This window comes from Lentzea kentuckyensis (assembly GCF_002150765.1).
Lineage (GTDB): Bacteria > Actinomycetota > Actinomycetes > Mycobacteriales > Pseudonocardiaceae > Lentzea > Lentzea kentuckyensis.
The window spans coordinates 36,898-56,102 of sequence record NZ_MUYM01000130.1 but is presented as its reverse complement, the minus strand read 5'-3'; the positions used below and the strand labels follow the sequence as shown (position 1 = coordinate 56,102).

The window sequence follows — 19,205 nt, the reverse complement described above, 5'->3', positions numbered from 1 at the left end:
CGTAACGATCCGGCCACTTGAGCAACTTCGGGGCACCTCCTGTCGTCACCTAGACGGGGGACGCCAAAACGACTTCGTGCAGGCAGTCTCGGGACGGGCGACAAGCAGATCGGAAGTACGTCGATGGGGATGTGGGGCAGGCGCGGTCGTGGGGTGGTCACAGCGGGAATCGCTGTGATGCTGATCGCAGGCTGTTCGGGGGGCGGCGGGAACGCGGGCGGGAGCGGGGGTCCTTCGTCCAGTGCTCCTCCTCCGCCCAAGCCCGTCACGCTGACGCTGGCGTTGAACAACGGCGTGGCCGACGTGTCGCCGGGGTTGCCGGTCATCGCGACGGCGGCGGACGGGAAGCTGACCGAGGTCAAGCTGACCAACCCCGACGGCAAGGTCGTCGAGGGCAAGATGAACGCCGAGTCGACGCAGTGGACCAACACCGAGCCGCTCGGGTACGCGAAGACGTACAAGCTGAGCGCCACGGCGACCGGTGCGGACGGCAAGGCGGAGACCAAGGAGTCGACCTTCACCACGGTGAAGCCGCGGACGCTGACCTACGTGTCGACGAACCCGATGGACGGCAGCACGATCGGTGTGGGGCAGCCGCTCGCCTTCTACTTCGACGAGCCGGTGGCCGACAAGGTCGCGGCCGAGAAGATGCTGGAGATCACCACCGAGCCCAAGGTCGAGGGCGCCTTCTACTGGTTCAACAAGAAGGAGGTGCACTGGCGGCCGCAGGAGTTCTGGAAGCCGGGCACCAAGATCACGATGAACATCAAGGTCTACGGCAAGCACATCGGTGACGGCATCTACGGCCAGGAAGACCGCACCATCACGACCACGGTCGGCGACTCGGTGATCTACGAGGCGGACGGTCAGACGCACCAGGTCAGCGTCAAGGTCAACGGCCAGGTCGTGCGGACCATGCCGACCTCGATGGGCAACGCGGCCAACACCACTCCCATCGGCACGTACGTGCTGATGGAGAAGCACGACCGCATGATCATGGACTCGACCACGTACGGCCTGGCGCTGGAGAACGGTGGCTACAAGACGCCGGTCAGCTGGGCGTACCGGATGTCGAACAGCGGCATCTTCTTCCACCAGGCCGAGTGGTCCATCGGTGACCAGGGCCGCCGCAACGTGAGCCACGGCTGCCTCAACCTCTCGCCGGAGAACGCCAAGTGGGTGTTCGACAACAGCAAGCAGGGTGACGTGGTCGTCGTCACCAACTCCGGTGGCCCGCCCCTGGAGGCGTGGGACGGCTTCGGCGACTGGCAGGTGCCGTGGGCGCAGTGGGTCCAGGGCAACCGGTGATCTCTTCCGCCGCGTACAGTTGACCACTCGTCACTGTGCGCGGCGGGCCTGCGGGCTCCCACCGGGAGGCGGGGGTGCCCGTGAACCTCTTGGACAAGACCTACGCGAAGCTTCCTGATCCTGTCGCACAGCTCTACCGCCGGCTGGGTGCCGCGGGACTGCAGGACTTCGAACTTGATCTGGCGTCGAAGTTGTTCGGAGAGCCCGCGAAAGCGGCTCTGAGCGTGCTCGTCGGCGCCCACCTCCTGACAGAGCAGGGCACGCGGTACCGGTTCGGCCGGCTCATCGCCGAGCACGCGCAGAACGCCGCGACTGCCGGCGACGCGAACGCTCCCGATGTGGCGCTGCAATGGTTCCTCGAACGGATGGCGTTCGCCGACCTCGCCATCACCGGGGGAACGAGACTTCTGCTCGGCGGTCAGCCGGCGACCGGGAGCAACCCCTTCACCTCCAGCGCCGATGCGATCGAGTGGGTGGAGGCCGAGCGTCAGAACCTGCTCCCGCTCCTGCGCGGCTCCTCCCACCACGAGGTGGTGTGGAAGGTCGCGGAGCTGATGACCTCCTTCTACTACAACCGCAGATACGTTCTCGAGTGGGCGACCGTCACCCAGCTCGGCCTCCACGCCGCACGCAGATGCGGACACGTGGACGCGACGGCGCGCCTCATGACCACCTTCTCCCGGCCGTTGCTGGAACTTGGTGAGCTGTCGCTGGCCAAGGCGGCACTGGACGAGGCGGTCCTGCTGGCGAACGGTGACGAGGTGAAGGCGTCCGCGCACGAGTTCCGCGGCCGCTACTTCGACAAGATCGGGCAGTACTCCGACGCGATCGCCGAGTACCAGTTGGCCCAGCGCCTCAACGGGCCGAACTCGCGCGGGTATGCGGTGGCGACGCTGTTCCTCGGCACCTCGCTCGCCGCCGCGGGCGAACCGGGCGCGGCGGAAATCCTGCGAAAAGCGTTGGCGCTCCTGCAAGACGACCCGCGGTTGCATGCGCGCGCACTGGCAACGCTCGGCACGGTGTTGCGCGCCAAGGCGGTCGCTGCGTTGAAGGAGGCCATCGCGGCGTTCGAGGAGGGCGGCTGGCAGTCGCTGGAGGCGGGCGCCAGGGTGGATCTCGCGAAGATGCTCGACGGGCGGGAGTCGGCAGCACAGCTGAGGCTCGCGCAGAGCCTGTACGCGCAGTTCGGCAGCCCCAAAGCCGCTGAACTAGAAGCGTTGCTCGCGGAGATGGGAGGCGTGGACGGCTGACGCCGCACGTGACACGTCGTGGTCTCGTGACGTGATGCGGCGACCGTCGCGCAGCGCGATCAGGCAGCCGGACTCCGTCGCTACCGCGATGACGGCCGCGTTGTGCGTCTGCAACGCGTGTTCCAGCCACGCCTCGGGTGAGGCAATGGGGCGTGAACGCACGAACACGGCCGCACCGTGCCGCAGATGGAGGTCGAGTTCCTCCTCGTCCACGGCGAGGAACCGGATGGTGCTCCCAGATCCGCCCGCCGGTCCGGTGTGAGCCGCCGCGGGAAACCTGATCAGCTCATCGTCCTCCACGTGCACGACGTGGCTGCGCACCGCGACGTGTTCGGCATCGGGCATGGGCAACGCTTTCGCCGGAAGTGCTTGCTCGCCGGTCGCCGGAAGCCCGAGAAGGCTGTGCAGCAGGCCTCGCAGCCGAACTCCCCAGGTTCCGGTCGTCGCGAAGAGACGGCGTGTGATGTCGAACGTCTCCGCTTTCGCGAGCTGTGGCAGGAGGTCATGGTCGTGGTCGAGGCGAGGGGCCACCTCACCGAAGCCGGCCAGTGCCGTGCCGGGCGCCACCTCGGACGTGCCGAACGCGCCGAGGAGAATCGGCACACCGTGCGCCGCCGCGTACAGGGTCACCGAACCGTGGTCGCCGATCACCACGTCGCTCGCGACCACGGCCTGCTGCCAGCCGTTCTCCGGCGCGAGCAGGATCAGGCCCGCGTGGAGGGCTCGCCGCAGTCTGCGCCGGACCTCGTGTGCGCCGTCCTCGGCCCAGATCGCCGGATGCAGAGCGCACGCCACGCGATAGTGGTCGTACGGCAGTTCGGCGAGGAGACGCTCCGGCAGGTGGGGATCTTCCCCGAACAGCGAATGCTCCCCCCAGGTCGAGGTGACCAGCACAAGACGTTCGGTGACACCGAGTTCCTCGCGGTAGCGAGGCCGGAGTTCTCTGCTCGCGGACATCGCGTCGTGGCACGGGTCGCCGGCGAGGAACGTTTCAACGCTGCTGAGGTGGTGGGCCGGATGCGAGACGACGTGGAGCACACGGTGACGGTCGCGGCGTGCCGCGGGTACGAGACCGGAAAGGCGGGTGCCTGAACTCGTCGAGTCGGGAACCTGTTTGTGGAAACCGATACCGTGAGGAATCACGACCACCGGGACGTCGCGCAACTGGGTGAGGTCCACGTTCTCGCTCGCGGTGAGGACCGCGTGGTACTCCTCGCGGATCGCGATGTGCCAAGGCGTCACGCGGATGCCCAGCCGATCGAGCAGCGACGTCGCCCCGGGGCTGACGGAGGTCGGGTCGGTCGTGTAGATCACCCGGATGCGGTCGTCGAGGAGGGCTGTGGCGTCCAGCAGACGAATCGCCGACGTGAGGGTGCGGGAGACAGCGAGGATCACGCGGTCGGGCCGCGTTGTCCGCCAGCGGGTGGCGTCGTAGTCCGTGCTCATTCGGGCGTTGCCACGATTCGAGGGCTGCCGGAAACCGGAGGCGAGTTCGAACCGGGGGAGTATGGCCGCACGATCATCGCGCTTCTTCCCATCAGTACGCGTGCGGTGGCCATGCTACCTGGCTCTGGCGGCCTGAAAACGTTTGTGAAAGGCTGATGCCGCCACCGCCGCCCGACCCATCCGGGAGGCATCGTGGCAACGCTGCGAAGACTGCTCGCGGTCGTCAGCGCCCTGGCGCTGACGGCGGTGGCGGCACCATCAGCCCAGGCAGACGACGTGCTGCTGTCGTTCGCCAGACCCGCGACGGCGTCGAGCGAGAGCAACGCCCGGCACGTCGCCGGCAAAGCGACCGACCTCGACCGCAGGACCACCTGGCGCAGCGAGAACGGCGGCCGGCAGTGGATCTCGATCGACCTCGGCTCGATGTCCACGATCAACCGGGTCGTGTTGCGCTGGGGCTGGCTCTGCGCGCGGAAGTACGCCGTCCAGACGTCGCCGGAAGGCGTGTACTGGCGTGACGTGTTCAGCACCGAGAAGGGCGACGGCGGCGACGACAACCTTGAGTTCACCGGTTTCGGCCGCTGGGTCCGGGTGTCGCTGACCAAGCCGTGCTTCCGGGACTACGAGCTCAGGGAGTTCGAGGTCCACGGCACGCCCGGCGTCGTCGACACCGCACCGCCCAGCGCCCCCGGAACGCTTTCGGTGAAGTCCTTCACCGCCACCTCGGTGAACCTGCAGTGGGGCCCGGCGAGCGACAACGTGGCCGTCACGAGCTACGAGATCTACCAGTCCGGCCAGTACGTGAAGACGGTCGACGGGCTCTCCAACAACGTCACGCGCCTCAGCCCGAGCACCACGTACTCCTTCTACGTCAACGCGAAGGACGCCGCGGGCAACATTTCGCAGGCGAGCAACTCGATCACGGTCACCACGCCGGCCGCCGTCGTCGACACCGAGCCGCCGACCGCGCCCGTCGACGCGATCGTCCAGAAGGTCACCGCCAACAGCGTCTCGCTCGCCTGGGGAGCGGCGAGCGACAACGTCGGCGTCGCGAGCTACGCGGTCTTCTCGAACGGCGTCCAGGTCGGCACCACGACCGGCCGGCAGACCACGATCGCCGGCCTCAAGCAGCAGACGGACTACGAGTTCACGGTGAAGGCGGTCGACACCTCCGGCCGGAGCGGGCCGTTCACCGCGCCGGTCAAAGCCAGTACCCGCAAGGGACACGACACCGTCGGCGAGGTCACCAAGATCGCGGACGACACGGATGTCCCGTGGGGCCTGGAGTTCCTGAGGGACGGCACGGCGTTCTACGCCCAGCGCGACACCGGCGACATCATCCAGATCGCCAAGGACGGCACCAAATCCGTCGCCGGACGCGTCCCCAACGTGGTCAGCACCGACGGTGAGGGCGGCCTGCTCGGCATCGAGCAGAAGGACGGCTGGCTCTACGCCTACCACACCAGTCCGACCGACAACCGGCTCGTGAGGTTCAAGCTGGTCAACGGAAAGCTGGACGCGCATCAGGTCCTGCTGACCGGCGCGCCCCGCAACAAGTTCCACAACGGCGGCCGGCTCCGGTTCGGCCCGGACGGCAAGCTCTACATCGCCACCGGCGACGGGCAGGTCGGCGCCAACGCCCAGGACCTGAACTCGTTGGGCGGCAAGGTGTTGCGCGTCAACCCGGACGGCAGCGTGCCGCGTGACAACCCGTTCCCCGGCAAGTACGTCCACAGCTACGGTCACCGCAACGTGCAGGGTCTCGCGTTCGACTCGAAGGGCCGCCTGTGGGAGGCCGAGCTCGGCAACTCGGTGATGGACGAGATCAACCTGATCAAGCCCGGCGGCAACTACGGCTGGCCCGCCTGTGAAGGCACGTCCGGCGAGTGCGGCGAACCATCGTTCATCGCGCCCAAACACACCTGGGCGGTGTCCCAGGCTTCGCCCAGCGGACTGGCCATTGTGGACGATGTGTTGTATCTGGCGGCGTTGCGCGGCCAGCGGCTGTACCGAATCCCGATCGGCGGTGAGCCCCAGGTGTTCTTCGAGGGCGCCTACGGACGCCTGAGAACGGTCGAGAGGACACCACAAGGCGACCTCTGGCTCACGACGTCCAACGGGGACAAGGACTCCATCCCCAACAACAGCACGACCCAGCTCTACCGGATCGACCTCAGATAGCTCAGGACACCGTCACCTGGCCGCCGGAAACGGTCAGGCGACGGTTCACCTGCACGGCCTCCAGCATCCGCCGGTCGTGCGTCACCAGCAGCAACGTGCCGGGGTAGTTCTCCAGCGCCTGCTCCAGCTGCTCGATCGCCGGCAGGTCGAGGTGGTTCGTCGGCTCGTCCAGCACCAGCAGGTTCACCCCGCGGCCCTGCAGCAACGCCAACGCCGCCCGCGTCCGTTCACCCGGGGACAACGACGCCGCCGGGCGCATCACGTGCGCGGCCTTCAGCCCGAACTTGGCCAGCAACGTCCGCACGTCGGCCGGGTTCATCTCCGGCACGGCCTCCTCGAACGCGTCCACCAGCGGCAGGTCGCCCAGGAACAGGCCGCGGGCCTGGTCCACCTCGCCGACCACGACGCCGGAGCCCAGAGTCGCGTAGCCGGAGGACAACTCCGCCCTTCCGAGCAGTGCGGCGAGCAGCGTCGACTTGCCAGCGCCGTTCGCGCCGGTGATCGCGACCCGGTCCGCCCAGTCGATCTGCAGGTCGACCGGGCCGAGCGTGAACGAACCGCGTGACACCACCGCTGCCCGCAGGGACGCCACCACCGCGCCGGAACGCGGGGCCGCGGCGATCTCCATCCGCAGCTCCCACTCCTTGCGGGGCTCGTCGACCACGTCGAGGCGTTCGATCATGCGGTCGGTCTGACGGGCCTTCGACGCCTGCTTCTCGGTCGCGTCGGCACGGAACTTGCGGGCGTTCTTGTCGTTGTCGCCCGCCTTGCGCCGGGCGTTCATCACGCCCTTCTCCATCCACGACCGCTGCATGCGCGCACGGGCCTCCAGCGAGGCCTTGGTGTCCGCGAACTCCTCGTAGTCGTCACGGGCGTGCTGACGGGCCCGCGCGCGCTCTTCGAGGTACGACTCGTAGCCGCCGCCGTACAGCTTCACCTGGTTCTGGTGCAGGTCGAGCTCCAGCACACTGGTGACCGTGCGGGCCAGGAACTCGCGGTCGTGCGACACGAGCACCGTGCCCGCGCGCAGCCCTGTGACGAACTTCTCCAGCCGCTCCAGGCCGTCGAGGTCCAGGTCGTTGGTCGGCTCGTCGAGCAGGAAGATGTCGTAGCGGCTGAGCAGCAACGACGCCATGCCCGCCCGCGCCGCCTGGCCACCGGACAGCGAGGTCATCAACGCGTCGAGGCCCACGGTCAGGCCGAGGTCGGCGACGACCTCCAGCGACCGTTCCTCCAGGTCGGCGCCACCCAGCGCGAGCCACTGGTCCAACGCTTCCGAGTAGCCCTCGTCGTTGCCGGCGGTCAGTGCCTCGGTAGCGACGTCCAGCGCGGTCTGAGCTGCCGCGACACCCGTGCGGCGAGCCAGGAAGTCCCGCACGGTCTCGCCTTCGAGACGCTCCGGCTCCTGCGCGAGGTGGCCCACGTTCGCGGACGGCGGTGACAACGAGACACGGCCGGACTCGGCGGGGATCAGGCGGGCCAACGTCTTCAAAAGCGTCGACTTGCCGGCGCCGTTCACTCCCACGAGCCCGATGACGTCGCCGGGAGCGACCACGAGATCGAGTCCGGAGAACAGGACACGATCACCGTGACCTGCGGCGAGATCCTTGGCGACGAGCGTGGTCATGAGCACTCACTCCGGCAGGCAGGCGTGGGCCGTGGTGGATCAGATCGGGGGTCCGGGGGCGTCCCCCGGCTGGGGTCTGGGGGCTTGGCCCCCAGAAAATAGACGAAGCCGGATTATGTCTGCGCTTTTTGCAGACATAATCCGGCTGTCCAGGGTGAGTGACGGGACTTGAACCCGCGACACCTGGGATCACAACCCAGTGCTCTGCCAGCTGAGCTACACCCACCATCACCGGTCCGTGACCGGCGAGGAAAGCATAGCAACGAGAGCTACCGATATTGAAATCGGGGGTTCAGTCGGCCTTTTTGAGCAGCTCAGCGGCCACGGCCTGGGCCTGTTCCGTCGACGGACCTGGCTGCGGCACGAACGCCGTGCGCCGGTAGTACGCGAGCTCCCGGATCGACTCGATGATGTCCGCGAGCGCCCGGTGCGCGAGTCCCTTGCCCGGCTGCGCGTAGTAGATGCGCGGGTACCAGCGCCGGCACAGCTCCTTGATCGACGACACGTCGACCATGCGGTAGTGCAGGTGCGCGTCCAACGCCGGCATGTCGCGGGCGATGAAGCCCCGGTCGGTCGCGATGGAGTTGCCGGCCAGGGGCGCGGTCCGGGGATCCGGGACCCACTCCTTGATGTAGGCCAGCACGGCGGACTCGGCCTCCTCCAGCGACACCGCGGAGGCGCGCACCTCCTCGGTCAGGCCCGACTTGGCGTGCATCTCCATGACGACCTCAGGCATCGAGGCGAGCACGTCGTCGGAGGCGTGGATCACTATGTCCACGCCCTCGCCGAGCACGTTGAGCTCGGCATCCGTGACCAGTGCCGCGATCTCGATCAGAGCGTCCTTGCCCAAGTCGAGTCCGGTCATCTCGCAGTCGATCCACACCAGACGATCCATCACGCCCCGAACATTACTGCGCGAGGCCTCAACTTCGAGTGGCGGCGTGCAGCAACCTGGTTACGCTCCTCGTGCATGACGGCTCAAGCTGAGATCGCTGCTGGATACGCCTCCGAGAGCGCGGCCATCGAACTTGGGTCCGTCCTGGTCGACGGAACCGTGGAGTCGACCGCGCACGTCCGCATCCCGTTGTCCATGGTCAACCGGCACGGACTTGTCGCCGGCGCAACGGGAACCGGCAAGACGAAGACGCTGCAGCTGCTCGCCGAACAGCTGTCGAACAACGGCGTGCCGGTGCTGATGGCGGACGTCAAGGGCGACCTGTCCGGTCTGTCACGCGAGGGCCAGCGCAGCGACCGCACGGACACCCGCGCGAAGGACACCGGCGACGACTGGCAGCCGCAGGGCTACCCGACGCAGTTCCTGTCGATCGGCACCGGCGGCATCGGCGTGCCGCTGCGGGCGTCGGTCACCAGCTTCGGGCCGATCCTGTTGTCGAAGGTGCTGGGCCTGAACGACACCCAGGAGTCGACCCTCGGCCTGATCTTCCACTGGGCGGACTCGAAAGGTCTGCCGCTGCTCGACACCAAGGACCTGCGCAGCGTCATCCAGCACCTCACCAGCGACGAGGGCAAGGAGGACCTCAAGGGCATCGGCGGCGTCTCCAGCTCGACGGCGGGCGTGATCCTGCGGGCCCTGGTGAACCTGGAGGCGCAGGGCGGCGACAGGTTCTTCGGCGAGCCCGAGCTCGACCCGGCCGACCTGATGCGGGAACGCGACGGCAAGGGCGTCATCAGCCTGCTCGAACTCGCGGAACTGCAGGGCAACCCGCAGCTGTTCTCGACGTTCCTGATGTGGTTGCTGGCCGAACTGTTCGAGACGCTGCCGGAGGAGGGCGACGTCGAGAAGCCCAAGCTCGTCTTCTTCTTCGACGAGGCGCATTTGCTGTTCGCCAACGCGTCCAAGGCGTTCCTCGACCAGATCACCCAGACCGTGAAGCTCATCCGGTCCAAGGGAATCGGCGTCTTCTTCTGCACGCAGCTGCCGACCGACATCCCGAACGACGTGCTGTCGCAGCTCGGCGCGCGCGTCCAGCACGCACTGCGCGCGTTCACCCCGGACGACCAGAAGGCGTTGTCCCGCACGGTGAAGACGTATCCGAACACCCCGCACTACGACCTGGAGAAGGCGCTCACGTCACTCGGCATCGGCGAGGCGATCATCACCGTGCTGAGCGAGAAGGGCGCGCCGACGCCGGTCGCGTGGACCAGGCTCCGGGCGCCGCGGTCGTTGATGGACACGATCGGCAACGACGCGATCAAACAAGCCGCACAAAGCTCGGATCTCCACGGCAAGTACGCGGAGACCGTCGACCGCGAGTCGGCCTACGAGCAGCTGATGCGGAAAGTCGCGCCACCGCAAGAAGAACAACAAGCCCCGGAAGCTCCTCCGCAAAGGCACGAGAAGGAGGAACCGGGGCTCGTCGAGAAGGTGCTCGGCAACAGCGCCGTGAAGTCGTTCCTGCGGTCAGCCGGCAGCGCCCTGGCTCGCGAGATCACGCGGGGCATCTTCGGGACGTCGCGCAAGCGACGCTGACAGCACGGCCGCGCCGAGGCAGAGGGCGCCCGCGACGTACCAGGCCAGGTCGTAGCTGCCCAGGTGGTCGCGGGTGAGCCCGGCCGCGGACGCCGCCAGGGCCGCCCCGAGCTGGTGCGACGCGAACACCCAGCCGAACACGACGGGCCCGGACATGCCGAAGTACTGCCGGCACAACGCCACCGTGGGCGGCACGGTCGCGACCCAGTCCAGGCCGTAGAAGATGATGAACACCAGCATCGACGGGTGCGCGGACGCACCGAACAGCTGAGGCAGCAGCATCAGCGAGAGGCCGCGCAACGCGTAGTACGCCGCCAGCAGCAGCCGCGAGTCGACTTTGTCGGTCAGCCAGCCGGACACGATCGTGCCCACGATGTCGAACACGCCCACCAACGCCAGCAGCCCGGCCGCGGTCGTCGTCGGCATGCCGTGGTCGTGCGCGGCGGGGATGAAGTGCGTGCCCACCAGGCCGTTCGTGGACGCACCGCAGATGGCGAACCCACCGGCCAGCAGCCAGAACGGCCGGGTGCGCGCGGCCGAACCCAACGCCGTCAGAGCGCGACGGGCCGCACCACCGGACGGCGGCGGGGGAGTGTCCTCGGTCGCGCCGAGCGGCAACAACCCCACGTCACGCGGGTACTCGCGCAGGAAGAACGCCGCCAACGGCACCACGGCCAGCGCGGCGATGCAGATGACCAGCGAAGCGGGCCGCCAGCCGTAGCTCTCGGACAGCCACGCCACCGTCGGCAGGAACACCAGCTGGCCCGCCGCGCCACCCGCCGTCAGCACGCCCGTGACCAGGCCGCGGTGCCGCACGAACCACCGTCCGGTGATCGTCGCGACGAACGCCAGCGCCATCGAGCCCGTGCCGAGACCGACCACGACACCCCACAGCAGCACCAGCTGCCACGAGGCCGTCATGAACACCGTGAGCCCGCTGCCGATGGCGACCATCGTCAACGCGCAGGTCACCACGACCCGCACGCCGAACTTGTCCATCAGCGCGGCCGCGAACGGCGCGGTCAACCCGTACAGCAACAGGTTGATCGAGATCGCGAGCGAGATCGTGCCGGTCGTCCAGCCGAACTCCGCCCGCAACGGCTCGATCAACGCACCAGGTGCCGCGCGGAACGACGCGGCACCCACCAAGGCGATGAAGGACACCCCAGCGACAACCCAGGCCCAATGCAGTCTCACGGCGACAAGCCTCCGTGATGTCGCATTCGCCGACCAGTGGCCCGATGGCCAACATGTGAAAGAATCGGGCCATGCACCGGATCGCCGTGCTCGCCCTCGAACAGTCCGTCGCGTTCGACATCGGCAGCTCCACGCACATGTTCGCCCGGCTCGCGGACCGCTACGAGGTCGTCGTCTGCTCGCCGGACCGCCGCCCGATCCCCACGACCGGCGGCTTCACCATCACGCCCGAGCACGGCTTGGAGGCGCTCCAAGACGCGGACACGGTCCTCGTGCCGGGCACCCACTACCGGCCGGCGCGCGAGGGCAGGCTCGAACCCGCCGTCCTGGAGGCGCTGACGACGACGAACGCCCGGCGGATCATGTCGATCTGCACCGGAGCGTTCGTGCTCGCCGCGGCCGGGCTGCTCGACGGCCGGCCGGCGACCACGCACTGGGGCACCACCGACCAGTTCCGCGCGCTGTACCCGAAGGTGCGGCTCAACCCGGACGTGCTGTTCATCGACGACGGCGACATCCTCACCTCGGCGGGGGTCGCCGCCGGCATCGACCTGTGCCTGCACGTCATCAGGTCCGACCACGGCAGCGAGGTGGCGAACTGGATCGCCCGCTACTGCGTGGTCCCGGCGTGGCGGCAGGGCGGCCAGTCCCAGTTCGTCGACCGCCCGGTGCCGAGCTACCCGGACACCTCCACCGCACTCGCCCGCGAATGGGCCTTGGAGCGCCTCCAAGAACCGCTCGACCTCTCCGCGATGGCCGGTCAGGTGCGGATGAGCGTGCGCACGTTCACCCGCCGGTTCCGCGCGGAAACCGGCATGTCCCCGGGCCAGTGGCTGACGCAGCAGCGCGTCGACCGCGCCCGGCACCTGCTGGAGTCCACGGACCTGCCGATCGACCAGGTCGCGCGGCACGCGGGGTTCGGGACGGGAGCGGCACTGAGGCAGCAGCTGGCGGCGTCGATCGGGGTGTCGCCGAGCGCCTACCGTCAGACGTTCCGCTCCGCCTGACCGTCCACAGTGGATTTTTCTGGGGACTCGATCAGGAACGGCCGCAGCAGGTCCGGCACGGCCTCGTCGGCCAGCGCCAGGCCGTCGGACTCGCCGACGTCCGTCACGTGGTAGACGCCCGCGCCCGCCGCGGTGGTCGCGCCGATCGTCATCAACCCGCTGCGGCGCTGGAAGAACGACCGCTGGATGCGCCAGCCGATGATGCCGGTGCGCTGCAACGCCACGGTGGACCGGACGAGGGAGTTGTTGCGCGTCACCAGGTAGCGGTCGTCGAGCGCGTTGCCGAGCGAGCGGTAGTTGTCCCAGCCGACCAGCGCGGCGAACGGCAGGATCACCACCGGGATCGGCCACGCCCACGACGGTGCCCAGATCGCGAGGCCGACCGCGATCACCACCCACGGCACCACGTGCCGGATCACGCTGCGGCGCAACGCGGCGAACGGGTGCTTGCGGAGCTTGCGCAGGGTCGGGTCGTCGTGCACCTTCAGCACGTCCTGCGAGACCTGGTGCGCCACGGACAACGGCGCGGGCGGCAGCAGGAGGTTGCTCTCGCCCTTCGAACCCAGGCCCGTCGTCACCGCGGCCAGCTTCGCGCCCTTGCCGGCCCGCACCAGCAGCGGTTCCTGGATGTCGACGCCGCGCAGCCGTTGCTCCTCCACCGAGACCGACCGGGTGGTGAGCAGACCCCGTTGCACGCGCAGGGTTCCGTCCGGCTCACGGGTCAGCCGGTAGTTCCAGAACTGCAGGATGTAGAGCGGGATCGAGAGGATCAGCCCGAGCACCACCAGGGCGATCACGAACGCGCCGATCAGCGTGAAGCTCGGGTGCTCGAACAACCACTCCGACAGGTCCTGGATCGGGTGCAGGCCCAGGTCGTCCGCGTAGTTGGACAGCACGCCGAACACGGCACCGATCGCGACCAGTCCCGACAACGAGAGCGGCGCGAACTTCAGCCACTTCAGGTCGAGCTGCGAGATGACCTCGGACTCCGCGACCACCGGTTCCGCGTGCGGCTCGTCGGGCGAGGCCGACTTCGGCGTGACTGTCTTCTGCAGCAACAACAACCGCAGCCGCTCCGCCTCCTCCGACGTCACCGCGTCGAGCGTGAGGCCGTCGGTGCCGGGGACGTCCTGCTGCCCGGTGCCGATCCGCACCGCCGACAGCCCGAAGATCCGGTGGCCCGGCTTCGAGGTGAGGTCGACCGTCCTGATGCGATCACGCGGCACCGCGAGCTGCTTGCGGGTCAGCAGGCCGGTGTGCAGCTCGACCTGGTCGTCGGTGATGCGGTACTTCGTGGTGCGCCAGATGAGATAGCTGAACGCGAGGATCGCCGCGACCGTGACACTGCTGGCGATGAGGCGCCACTTCTCGCCGTTGCCGGTGAACAGCAGCACGAGAATCGGCACCAGCATCGCGATGCTCTCGTTGAGCGGCCGCACGATCAGCATGCGCACGTGCAGGCGGTGCCACTCCGACAGCGGCTCGGTGAACTCCGGTGCGGCGGGCAGGCCGGCGGGGACTTCGGCGGTCACGTGGCATCACCCGGCGTGGCCTGCGTGGTGTTGGTCAGCTCGACCACGAGCCGTTGTGCGACCTCGTGGTCCAGTCCCTCGATCTCCACCGGACCGGCGGCCGACGCGGTCGTCACCGTGACCGTCGCGAGGCCGAGCAACTGCTGGAACGGCCCGCGTTTGGTGTCGATGGTCTGGATCCGCGACACCGGGGCGACCCGCCACTCCTGGTTCAGCCAGCCAGAGAGGGTGTAGACGGCGTCCGGCGTGGTCTCCCAGCGGTGCACGCGGTAGCGCCAGCTCGGCTCGACCGCGGTGTGCACGAGGCCGACGACGAGCGTGGCGATCATGAGTGCGAGCTCCCACGTGGGCGGCTCGGGCACCAGCAGGAACACGACGAGTTGGGGCACGAACAGCACGAGCCAGAACACGGCGGCCTGCATCGTCCACAGCAGGACCGACTTCGGACTCACCTGGTGACGAGGCGTGCGCAGTTGCAGAGTCACCCCACAAGGGTGCCTCACCTGCGACCGGAGATGTGGCCAGGTGTGCCAATTGGTGGGCCGGTGGCGAGGTGGTCCTGCTTGCGAGGGAGGCAGGACCACCTCAACCGGGCAGAACGATCAGCGTCCGGCGCAGGGCGCCACGTACGGCGGTGTGAACGGCATCGGGCCGCTGTTGTTGTGCTCACCGGCCGACGCGGGTGCCACCGCGATCGCCACAGCGGCCAAACTGAGGATCACTGCGGCGACGGTTCGAGCGATAGTGTTCAACTTCATTAAGGGGCTCCTTCGATAGGTGGCGGCCGTGGATGAGGGCAGGAAGTCGTTGACCAGGTTCGGTGCGCGCCTGCGGGCGGTTCGGCTGCAACGCGGTTTGTCGCAAAAGGACCTGGCGTGCCCCGGTGTCTCCATGAGCTACGTGTCGCGGCTCGAATCCGGCGAACGGGTGCCGTCGCCCACCGTCGTGCGCAGGCTCGCCGAGGTGCTCGGCGTCGACCCGTCCGAGCTGATGGTCGACGAGGATCGCACCGCGATGCAGGACGAGGCGCTGGCGTGGTGCGAGGCGCTGCTCGCCTACCACGACGGCGACCTGGTGATGGCCGTCGACCTGCTGGAAACGCTGGGAAAGCGGTCGGACGAGGAGATGTTCGGCTGGTGCGTGCGCTGGACGCGCCTGGTGATGCTCGCGAGGCACCGAGACCACGAGGGTCTGCTGCTGGCGGCGGCGAAGCTGCGCAAGTCGTGGTCTCCCGGTCCGGCGGTGGACGCGCTCGTGGAGATCCTGCGCGCTTCCTCGTTGCGGCGCCTCGGCCGGACGGCCGAATCCGTCAGGGCGGCGAGTGAAGCCGTTGAGCTGGCAAGCGGTGACGGCGAACGGGTGCGCCGCGTCAACACCCGCGCGCTCATCGCGTTGTGCGCGGAGCTGACCGCGGCGGGACGTCTGGCGGACGCCGAACAGGTCGTGGACCAGCTTTCCCTGCGGCTGCCCGAACTCGGGCGCGACCGGCTCGCGATTTCCACGTGGTGGGCGCGGGCCAAGGTCGCGGACCGCCTGGGCGACCGGACCGAAGCGGCGCACTGCATCCGGGAAGCCGTCGAGATGCTCGACGACTTCGACGGCGATCCCGAGTACCGCTGCCGCGTTCGCCTTGCCGGTGCGTCCATCGCGTTGCGCACGCCCGGCGCGAACCTCGACGACGTCGTTTCGTTGCTGGACAAGGTGGAGACGACGGTCGCGGCGATGCGCCGGCAGGACGGTCTTCTCGCGCACGCTCGCGCGTTGCGCGCGGAACTCGCTCTGCGAGACGGAGAAGTCGACCGGGCACGGGAACTCGCGGAGAGCGCGCTCGCGACCGGGCAGCTGGACGCCGAGCAGCAGCTGCGGTGCCACCTGCTGCTCGTGCGGGCGGCGGACGAGGCCGACCCGGACGGCAGCGTCAGCGCGCGCACCGCGCTGGCCGCGCTGCTGGAGCACATCAACCCCGAGGGCGTTGATCCGCTCCTGTGGCGGGACGTGGCCCGGATCGCGCTGCGCAAGCACTGAGCGTGCTCGCGCTGGGCGCGCGGCAGCAGGCGCTGGGCGACGTTGCCCGCTCATGACCGCCCCTCGCTCGTTAACTGGACACCTTGTTAACGGAGCATGACACAGACCAGTTACCCGTCACATCACCCAATTCCACTTCGCCGATGTGGGTAAAACACCCAAGAACCGGCAGTACCCCGTCGGCGGCAAGCGGCCGAACGGGCGATGGAAAGCCGGTCTGGTCGGAGCAGTTGTCAATCAGTTGACAATAGATGACTCGGTGTTGGTCAAGCTCATCCACCACACGATGGCTCCGGCCCGCCCGTTGACGTCAAGGGTCGTGTAGATCCGCTGGAGGTGGTTCTGCACGGTTTTGGGGGACAGTCCGAGCGTCTCCGCGATCATCGCGGTGCTCGCTCCGGCGGCCACGAGCCGCAACACCTCGATGCCGCGCTTGGTGAGCCCCGCCCGCAACGCGCGGGCGATCCGGGTGTTCGTGTGCTCGGCGGTTCCGGTGTCGTGCAACTCGCCGGGGTGCGGGACACGCACCACGGCGTTCTCGCGCTTGGGCTCGAAACGCCTGTGCGCCAACTGTTCCACGAGCCGCGACGACAGGTCGTGCTCGCGCATGCGCAGGAGATCACGGCCCTCCTGCAACTCCCACAAGCGGTACTGCTCCAACTGGAGCCGCGCGTGCCGCAACGCCCGTTCGAGGTCCCCGGATCGTTCGTACGCCTCGCTCAGCTGTTGGTGGGCGTCCACGGCCACTTCCCGCGCCAGGCAGCTCATGGCGAGTTCGGCGGCCTGGGTCAGCTGGCCGATCTGCTCCGGGTAGCGCCCCCGTGCCCCGCTCAGCCTGGCGCGCGCCATCAGCGCCTCCGCCCTCGCCACCGGGCGGTTCCTTCCGGCAAGCAACTGGTCAGCGCGCTGCCAGCTGCGGTGCGCACGGTCAAGTTCACCCAGATCGATGCGCACGTGTGTCAGCAGTACGTTGACCATCGCCATCCGCACCGGATCGCCGACCTGCTTCCACCGGTCGCGCACCTGTGCGCACAAGGCTTCCGCGCGCCGGAGCTTGCGCACGCAGGGTTCGCCGTCGAGGCTGCAGCGGCTCTCCTGAGTGCGGATCATGCAATGCTCGTGGTACTGCATGCGCATCACTCGTGCCTGTTCGAACAGCACCGAGCCGATCAGTTCGTTGTCCCCGGTGAGCTCGGCCAGCCCGAGGGCTCTGGCGAACGAGTTGAAGCTGCGTTCCCGCGAGTCGAGCCGCAGTTCCACCACAGCACGGGAAAAGCTGCACCGCGCCTGCAGTCCGATGTGGCGGTTCGCCGCCGCGATCTCCTGCACGCGGTCGATGGTGTCGAGGGCGCTGGGCCACAGTCCGCGCTTGCCGAGCGCCACGGACTGCGCCAGCACGCCTTCCGCCACGCCCTCGACGTCGTCCAGCCAGGCGAACGCGGCGACGGCTTTCTCGGCGTGCTCCAGAGCTTCGCCTGGTCTGCCTTCGTCCAGAGCGATACGTGCCTCGCGCAGGTTGTGCACGGCGTTGGACCGAGGATCGGTGGTCCGGCCGGGAACCGTCATGTGCTCAAGCCCCTCTTCCAGGGCCGAGCCTACTGCTGTTCGCGCAATTGGCGTTTCAACACTTTTCCGGCCGCGTTGCGCGGCAACTCGTTGACGAAGAAAACATCCCGGGGAACGGAGAACCGCGCGAGGTTCGCCTTCACGTGTTCACGTACGTGTTCCGCCGTCAGGGTTTTTGCGCCGACAACGAACGCGACGAGGCGCTGGCCGAACTCGTCGTCCTCCACGCCGAGCACCGCGACCTCGGTGACGCCGTCCAGGTTCGAGAGGAGGTCCTCGACCTCGCGGGGGTAGACGTTCTCGCCGCCGGAGATGATCATTTCGTCGTCCCGGCCGGCCACGAACAGCAGGCCGTCGCGCAGGTAGCCGAGATCACCGGTGGACATCAGGCCGTTCAACGACTCCTTGCTGGTGCCGTTGGTGTAGCCGTCGAACAGCATCTCGTTGCCGACGAAGATCCGCCCGATCTCGCCGGGGGCGACCGGCTCGCCTCGATCGTCCACAATGGCCAGCCGGGTGCCGAGCGGTGGTCGTCCCGCCGTGCCGGGTTCCCTGAGCATCTCCTCGGGCGTCGCGATGCTCGCCCAGCTCACTTCCGTTGAGCCGTACAGGTTGTAGAGCACCGGGCCGAACTCCTCCAAAGTCCGGGCGGCGACCCGTGGCGGCAGGGAGGAGCCGCTGGACGCGATGATCCGCAGCTTCGGCCGGTGCGGGGTCTCCAGCATGCGTTGCAGCATCACGGGAACCACGAACATGGCCGTGCACTTCTCGGCGTCCTTCAGCGTCTGCGCCGGGTCGAACTTCCGGCGCAGCACCAGGGTGGCGCCGAGCACGAGCCCGAGCTGGAACGCGGCGAGGCCCCAGGCGTGGAACAGCGGGGAGGTGATCGCGATGACGTCGCCGTGCCTGAGCGGGATCCGGGACAGCAGCGCGGCGGCGGGGGCGAGGCTCGCGGGTTCCGGCCTGCGCGCGCCCTTCGGGGCGCCGGTGGTGCCGGAGGTGAGGATGATCAGCCGGCCGCGCGGAGGCCGGCGGGGCAGCGGCGTCGTCGGTCCGTTGGCGATCAGCGACTCGAGCTCGTCGCTGAAGTAGGTGGGGACGTCGGGCAACACGTCGGCGAACTCGCGGTCGGCGACGATCCGGTCGATCTTCTGGTCCTGCGCGACCTGGGCCAGTTGTCCTTTGCTCAGACCGGTGTTGAGCAGGACGGCGTCGGCGCCGATCTTGGTGCAGGCCGTCATCGTCTCGATGAAGCCGCGGTGGTTGCGGCACAGCAGGCCGACGCGCTCCTTGGCGCGGAAGGCGTGCGCGAGCCGGCTGGTCCGCTCGTTCACCTCGGCGTAGGTCAGCACACCGTCGTCGTCGATGATCGCCGCGCGGTCCGGGTGCCGTCCGGCTCCGGTCTGGTAACCCCACGCGAGCGTGATGTTCCAGTGCAGATATCCGCGCACGGTCCCGGAGAGCCCTCGCGGGCCCAACGGCCGGATCACTCCGGCTTTGACCAGGGTCAGCAGCACGCGGGTCACCATGCGGCTCACTCTGCCATCTACCTACTTGCGAGTAGGTAACGCTGTG

Annotated in this window: 15 protein-coding genes and 1 tRNA gene; 6 read left to right on the top strand and 10 right to left on the bottom strand. The window is 68.4% G+C overall.

Annotated features, from left to right (window positions below; genetic code table 11):
• Nucleotides 1–177 precede the first annotated feature (177 nt).
• Nucleotides 178–1,308, top strand: a complete 1,131-nt coding sequence (locus B0F77_RS41315; RefSeq protein ID WP_245849331.1) for a L,D-transpeptidase — start codon at nt 178–180, stop codon at nt 1,306–1,308.
• Nucleotides 1,309–1,382: 74 nt separating this feature from the next.
• Nucleotides 1,383–2,558: a tetratricopeptide repeat protein gene (locus B0F77_RS41310; RefSeq protein WP_086668516.1), complete on the top strand. Its 1,176-nt coding sequence runs from the start codon at nt 1,383–1,385 to the stop codon at nt 2,556–2,558.
• Here the strand turns inward: B0F77_RS41310 and B0F77_RS41305 are convergent.
• Complete coding sequence (locus B0F77_RS41305) at nt 2,517–4,004, bottom strand: hypothetical protein (protein ID WP_086668515.1); 1,488 nt, start codon at nt 4,002–4,004, stop codon at nt 2,517–2,519. The genes B0F77_RS41310 and B0F77_RS41305 overlap by 42 nt on opposite strands.
• A 192-nt stretch (nt 4,005–4,196) precedes the next feature.
• On the opposite strand from B0F77_RS41305, the gene B0F77_RS41300 reads away from it, so the two are divergent.
• On the top strand, nt 4,197–6,185 hold the full coding sequence (locus B0F77_RS41300) for a PQQ-dependent sugar dehydrogenase (protein ID WP_245849329.1): 1,989 nt from the start codon (nt 4,197–4,199) through the stop codon (nt 6,183–6,185).
• A 1-nt stretch (nt 6,186) separates the two neighbouring features.
• Here the strand turns inward: B0F77_RS41300 and B0F77_RS41295 are convergent, their stop codons facing one another.
• The 3 genes from B0F77_RS41295 to orn all read right to left on the bottom strand — a co-directional run bounded on the left by B0F77_RS41295 (nt 6,187) and on the right by orn (nt 8,710).
• Nucleotides 6,187–7,812, bottom strand: a complete 1,626-nt coding sequence (locus B0F77_RS41295) for an ABC-F family ATP-binding cassette domain-containing protein (RefSeq protein WP_086668514.1) — start codon at nt 7,810–7,812, stop codon at nt 6,187–6,189.
• A gap of 153 nt (nt 7,813–7,965) precedes the next feature.
• Nucleotides 7,966–8,038: transfer RNA gene (locus tag B0F77_RS41290), tRNA-His, on the bottom strand.
• A 66-nt stretch (nt 8,039–8,104) separates the two neighbouring features.
• Complete coding sequence (orn, locus tag B0F77_RS41285) at nt 8,105–8,710, bottom strand: oligoribonuclease (protein WP_086668513.1); 606 nt, start codon at nt 8,708–8,710, stop codon at nt 8,105–8,107.
• Nucleotides 8,711–8,782: 72 nt separating this feature from the next.
• Between orn and B0F77_RS41280 the strand changes: the two genes are divergently transcribed.
• Nucleotides 8,783–10,303 (top strand): helicase HerA-like domain-containing protein, encoded by a 1,521-nt coding sequence (locus B0F77_RS41280; protein ID WP_086668512.1) that lies wholly within the window; start codon nt 8,783–8,785, stop codon nt 10,301–10,303.
• Here the strand turns inward: B0F77_RS41280 and B0F77_RS41275 are convergent.
• Complete coding sequence (locus B0F77_RS41275; protein WP_086668525.1) at nt 10,235–11,494, bottom strand: MFS transporter; 1,260 nt, start codon at nt 11,492–11,494, stop codon at nt 10,235–10,237. The two genes, B0F77_RS41280 and B0F77_RS41275, sit on opposite strands and share 69 nt — an antisense overlap.
• Nucleotides 11,495–11,571: 77 nt before the next feature.
• Here B0F77_RS41275 and B0F77_RS41270 point away from each other — a divergent pair, with 77 nt between their 5' ends.
• Nucleotides 11,572–12,507, top strand: a complete 936-nt coding sequence (locus tag B0F77_RS41270) for a GlxA family transcriptional regulator (RefSeq protein ID WP_086668511.1) — start codon at nt 11,572–11,574, stop codon at nt 12,505–12,507.
• Here B0F77_RS41270 and B0F77_RS41265 read toward each other — a convergent pair.
• From B0F77_RS41265 to B0F77_RS48335, 3 genes are all read right to left on the bottom strand, one after another.
• Nucleotides 12,486–14,039 (bottom strand): PH domain-containing protein, encoded by a 1,554-nt coding sequence (locus B0F77_RS41265; RefSeq protein ID WP_245849327.1) that lies wholly within the window; start codon nt 14,037–14,039, stop codon nt 12,486–12,488. The two genes, B0F77_RS41270 and B0F77_RS41265, sit on opposite strands and share 22 nt — an antisense overlap.
• Nucleotides 14,036–14,518 carry a PH domain-containing protein gene (locus tag B0F77_RS41260; RefSeq protein WP_425435800.1) on the bottom strand — a complete coding sequence of 161 codons (483 nt, stop codon included), beginning with the start codon at nt 14,516–14,518 and terminating at the stop codon, nt 14,036–14,038. The genes B0F77_RS41265 and B0F77_RS41260 overlap by 4 nt, the downstream gene beginning before the upstream one ends.
• A gap of 123 nt (nt 14,519–14,641) precedes the next feature.
• Entirely contained in the window at nt 14,642–14,797 is a 156-nt protein-coding gene (locus tag B0F77_RS48335) for a hypothetical protein (protein ID WP_158102972.1), read from the bottom strand.
• A gap of 28 nt (nt 14,798–14,825) precedes the next feature.
• Between B0F77_RS48335 and B0F77_RS41255 the strand changes: the two genes are divergently transcribed.
• The gene (locus B0F77_RS41255) at nt 14,826–16,064 is read left to right on the top strand and encodes a helix-turn-helix domain-containing protein (protein WP_158102971.1); all 1,239 of its coding nucleotides are present in this window, start codon (nt 14,826–14,828) and stop codon (nt 16,062–16,064) included.
• Between the two features lie 237 nt (nt 16,065–16,301).
• Here the strand turns inward: B0F77_RS41255 and B0F77_RS49420 are convergent, their stop codons facing one another.
• Entirely contained in the window at nt 16,302–17,630 is a 1,329-nt protein-coding gene (locus B0F77_RS49420) for a helix-turn-helix domain-containing protein (RefSeq protein ID WP_211294289.1), read from the bottom strand.
• Nucleotides 17,631–17,659: 29 nt separating this feature from the next.
• On the bottom strand, nt 17,660–19,159 hold the full coding sequence (locus tag B0F77_RS41245) for an AMP-binding protein (protein WP_169731059.1): 1,500 nt from the start codon (nt 19,157–19,159) through the stop codon (nt 17,660–17,662).
• Between the last annotated feature and the right edge of the window lie 46 nt (nt 19,160–19,205).

Excerpts from the sequence above, each read along its gene's own strand:
- B0F77_RS41305 (WP_086668515.1), bottom strand. The coding sequence starts at position 4,004 with ATGAGCACGGACTACGACGCCACCCGCTGGCGGACAACGCGGCCCGAC.
- B0F77_RS41295 (WP_086668514.1), bottom strand. The coding sequence starts at position 7,812 with ATGACCACGCTCGTCGCCAAGGATCTCGCCGCAGGTCACGGTGATCGT.
- B0F77_RS41315 (WP_245849331.1), top strand. The coding sequence starts at position 178 with ATGCTGATCGCAGGCTGTTCGGGGGGCGGCGGGAACGCGGGCGGGAGC.
- B0F77_RS41280 (WP_086668512.1), top strand. The coding sequence starts at position 8,783 with ATGACGGCTCAAGCTGAGATCGCTGCTGGATACGCCTCCGAGAGCGCG.
- B0F77_RS48335 (WP_158102972.1), bottom strand. The coding sequence starts at position 14,797 with ATGAAGTTGAACACTATCGCTCGAACCGTCGCCGCAGTGATCCTCAGT.
- B0F77_RS41245 (WP_169731059.1), bottom strand. The coding sequence starts at position 19,159 with ATGGTGACCCGCGTGCTGCTGACCCTGGTCAAAGCCGGAGTGATCCGG.
- B0F77_RS41270 (WP_086668511.1), top strand. The coding sequence starts at position 11,572 with ATGCACCGGATCGCCGTGCTCGCCCTCGAACAGTCCGTCGCGTTCGAC.
- B0F77_RS49420 (WP_211294289.1), bottom strand. The coding sequence starts at position 17,630 with ATGACGGTTCCCGGCCGGACCACCGATCCTCGGTCCAACGCCGTGCAC.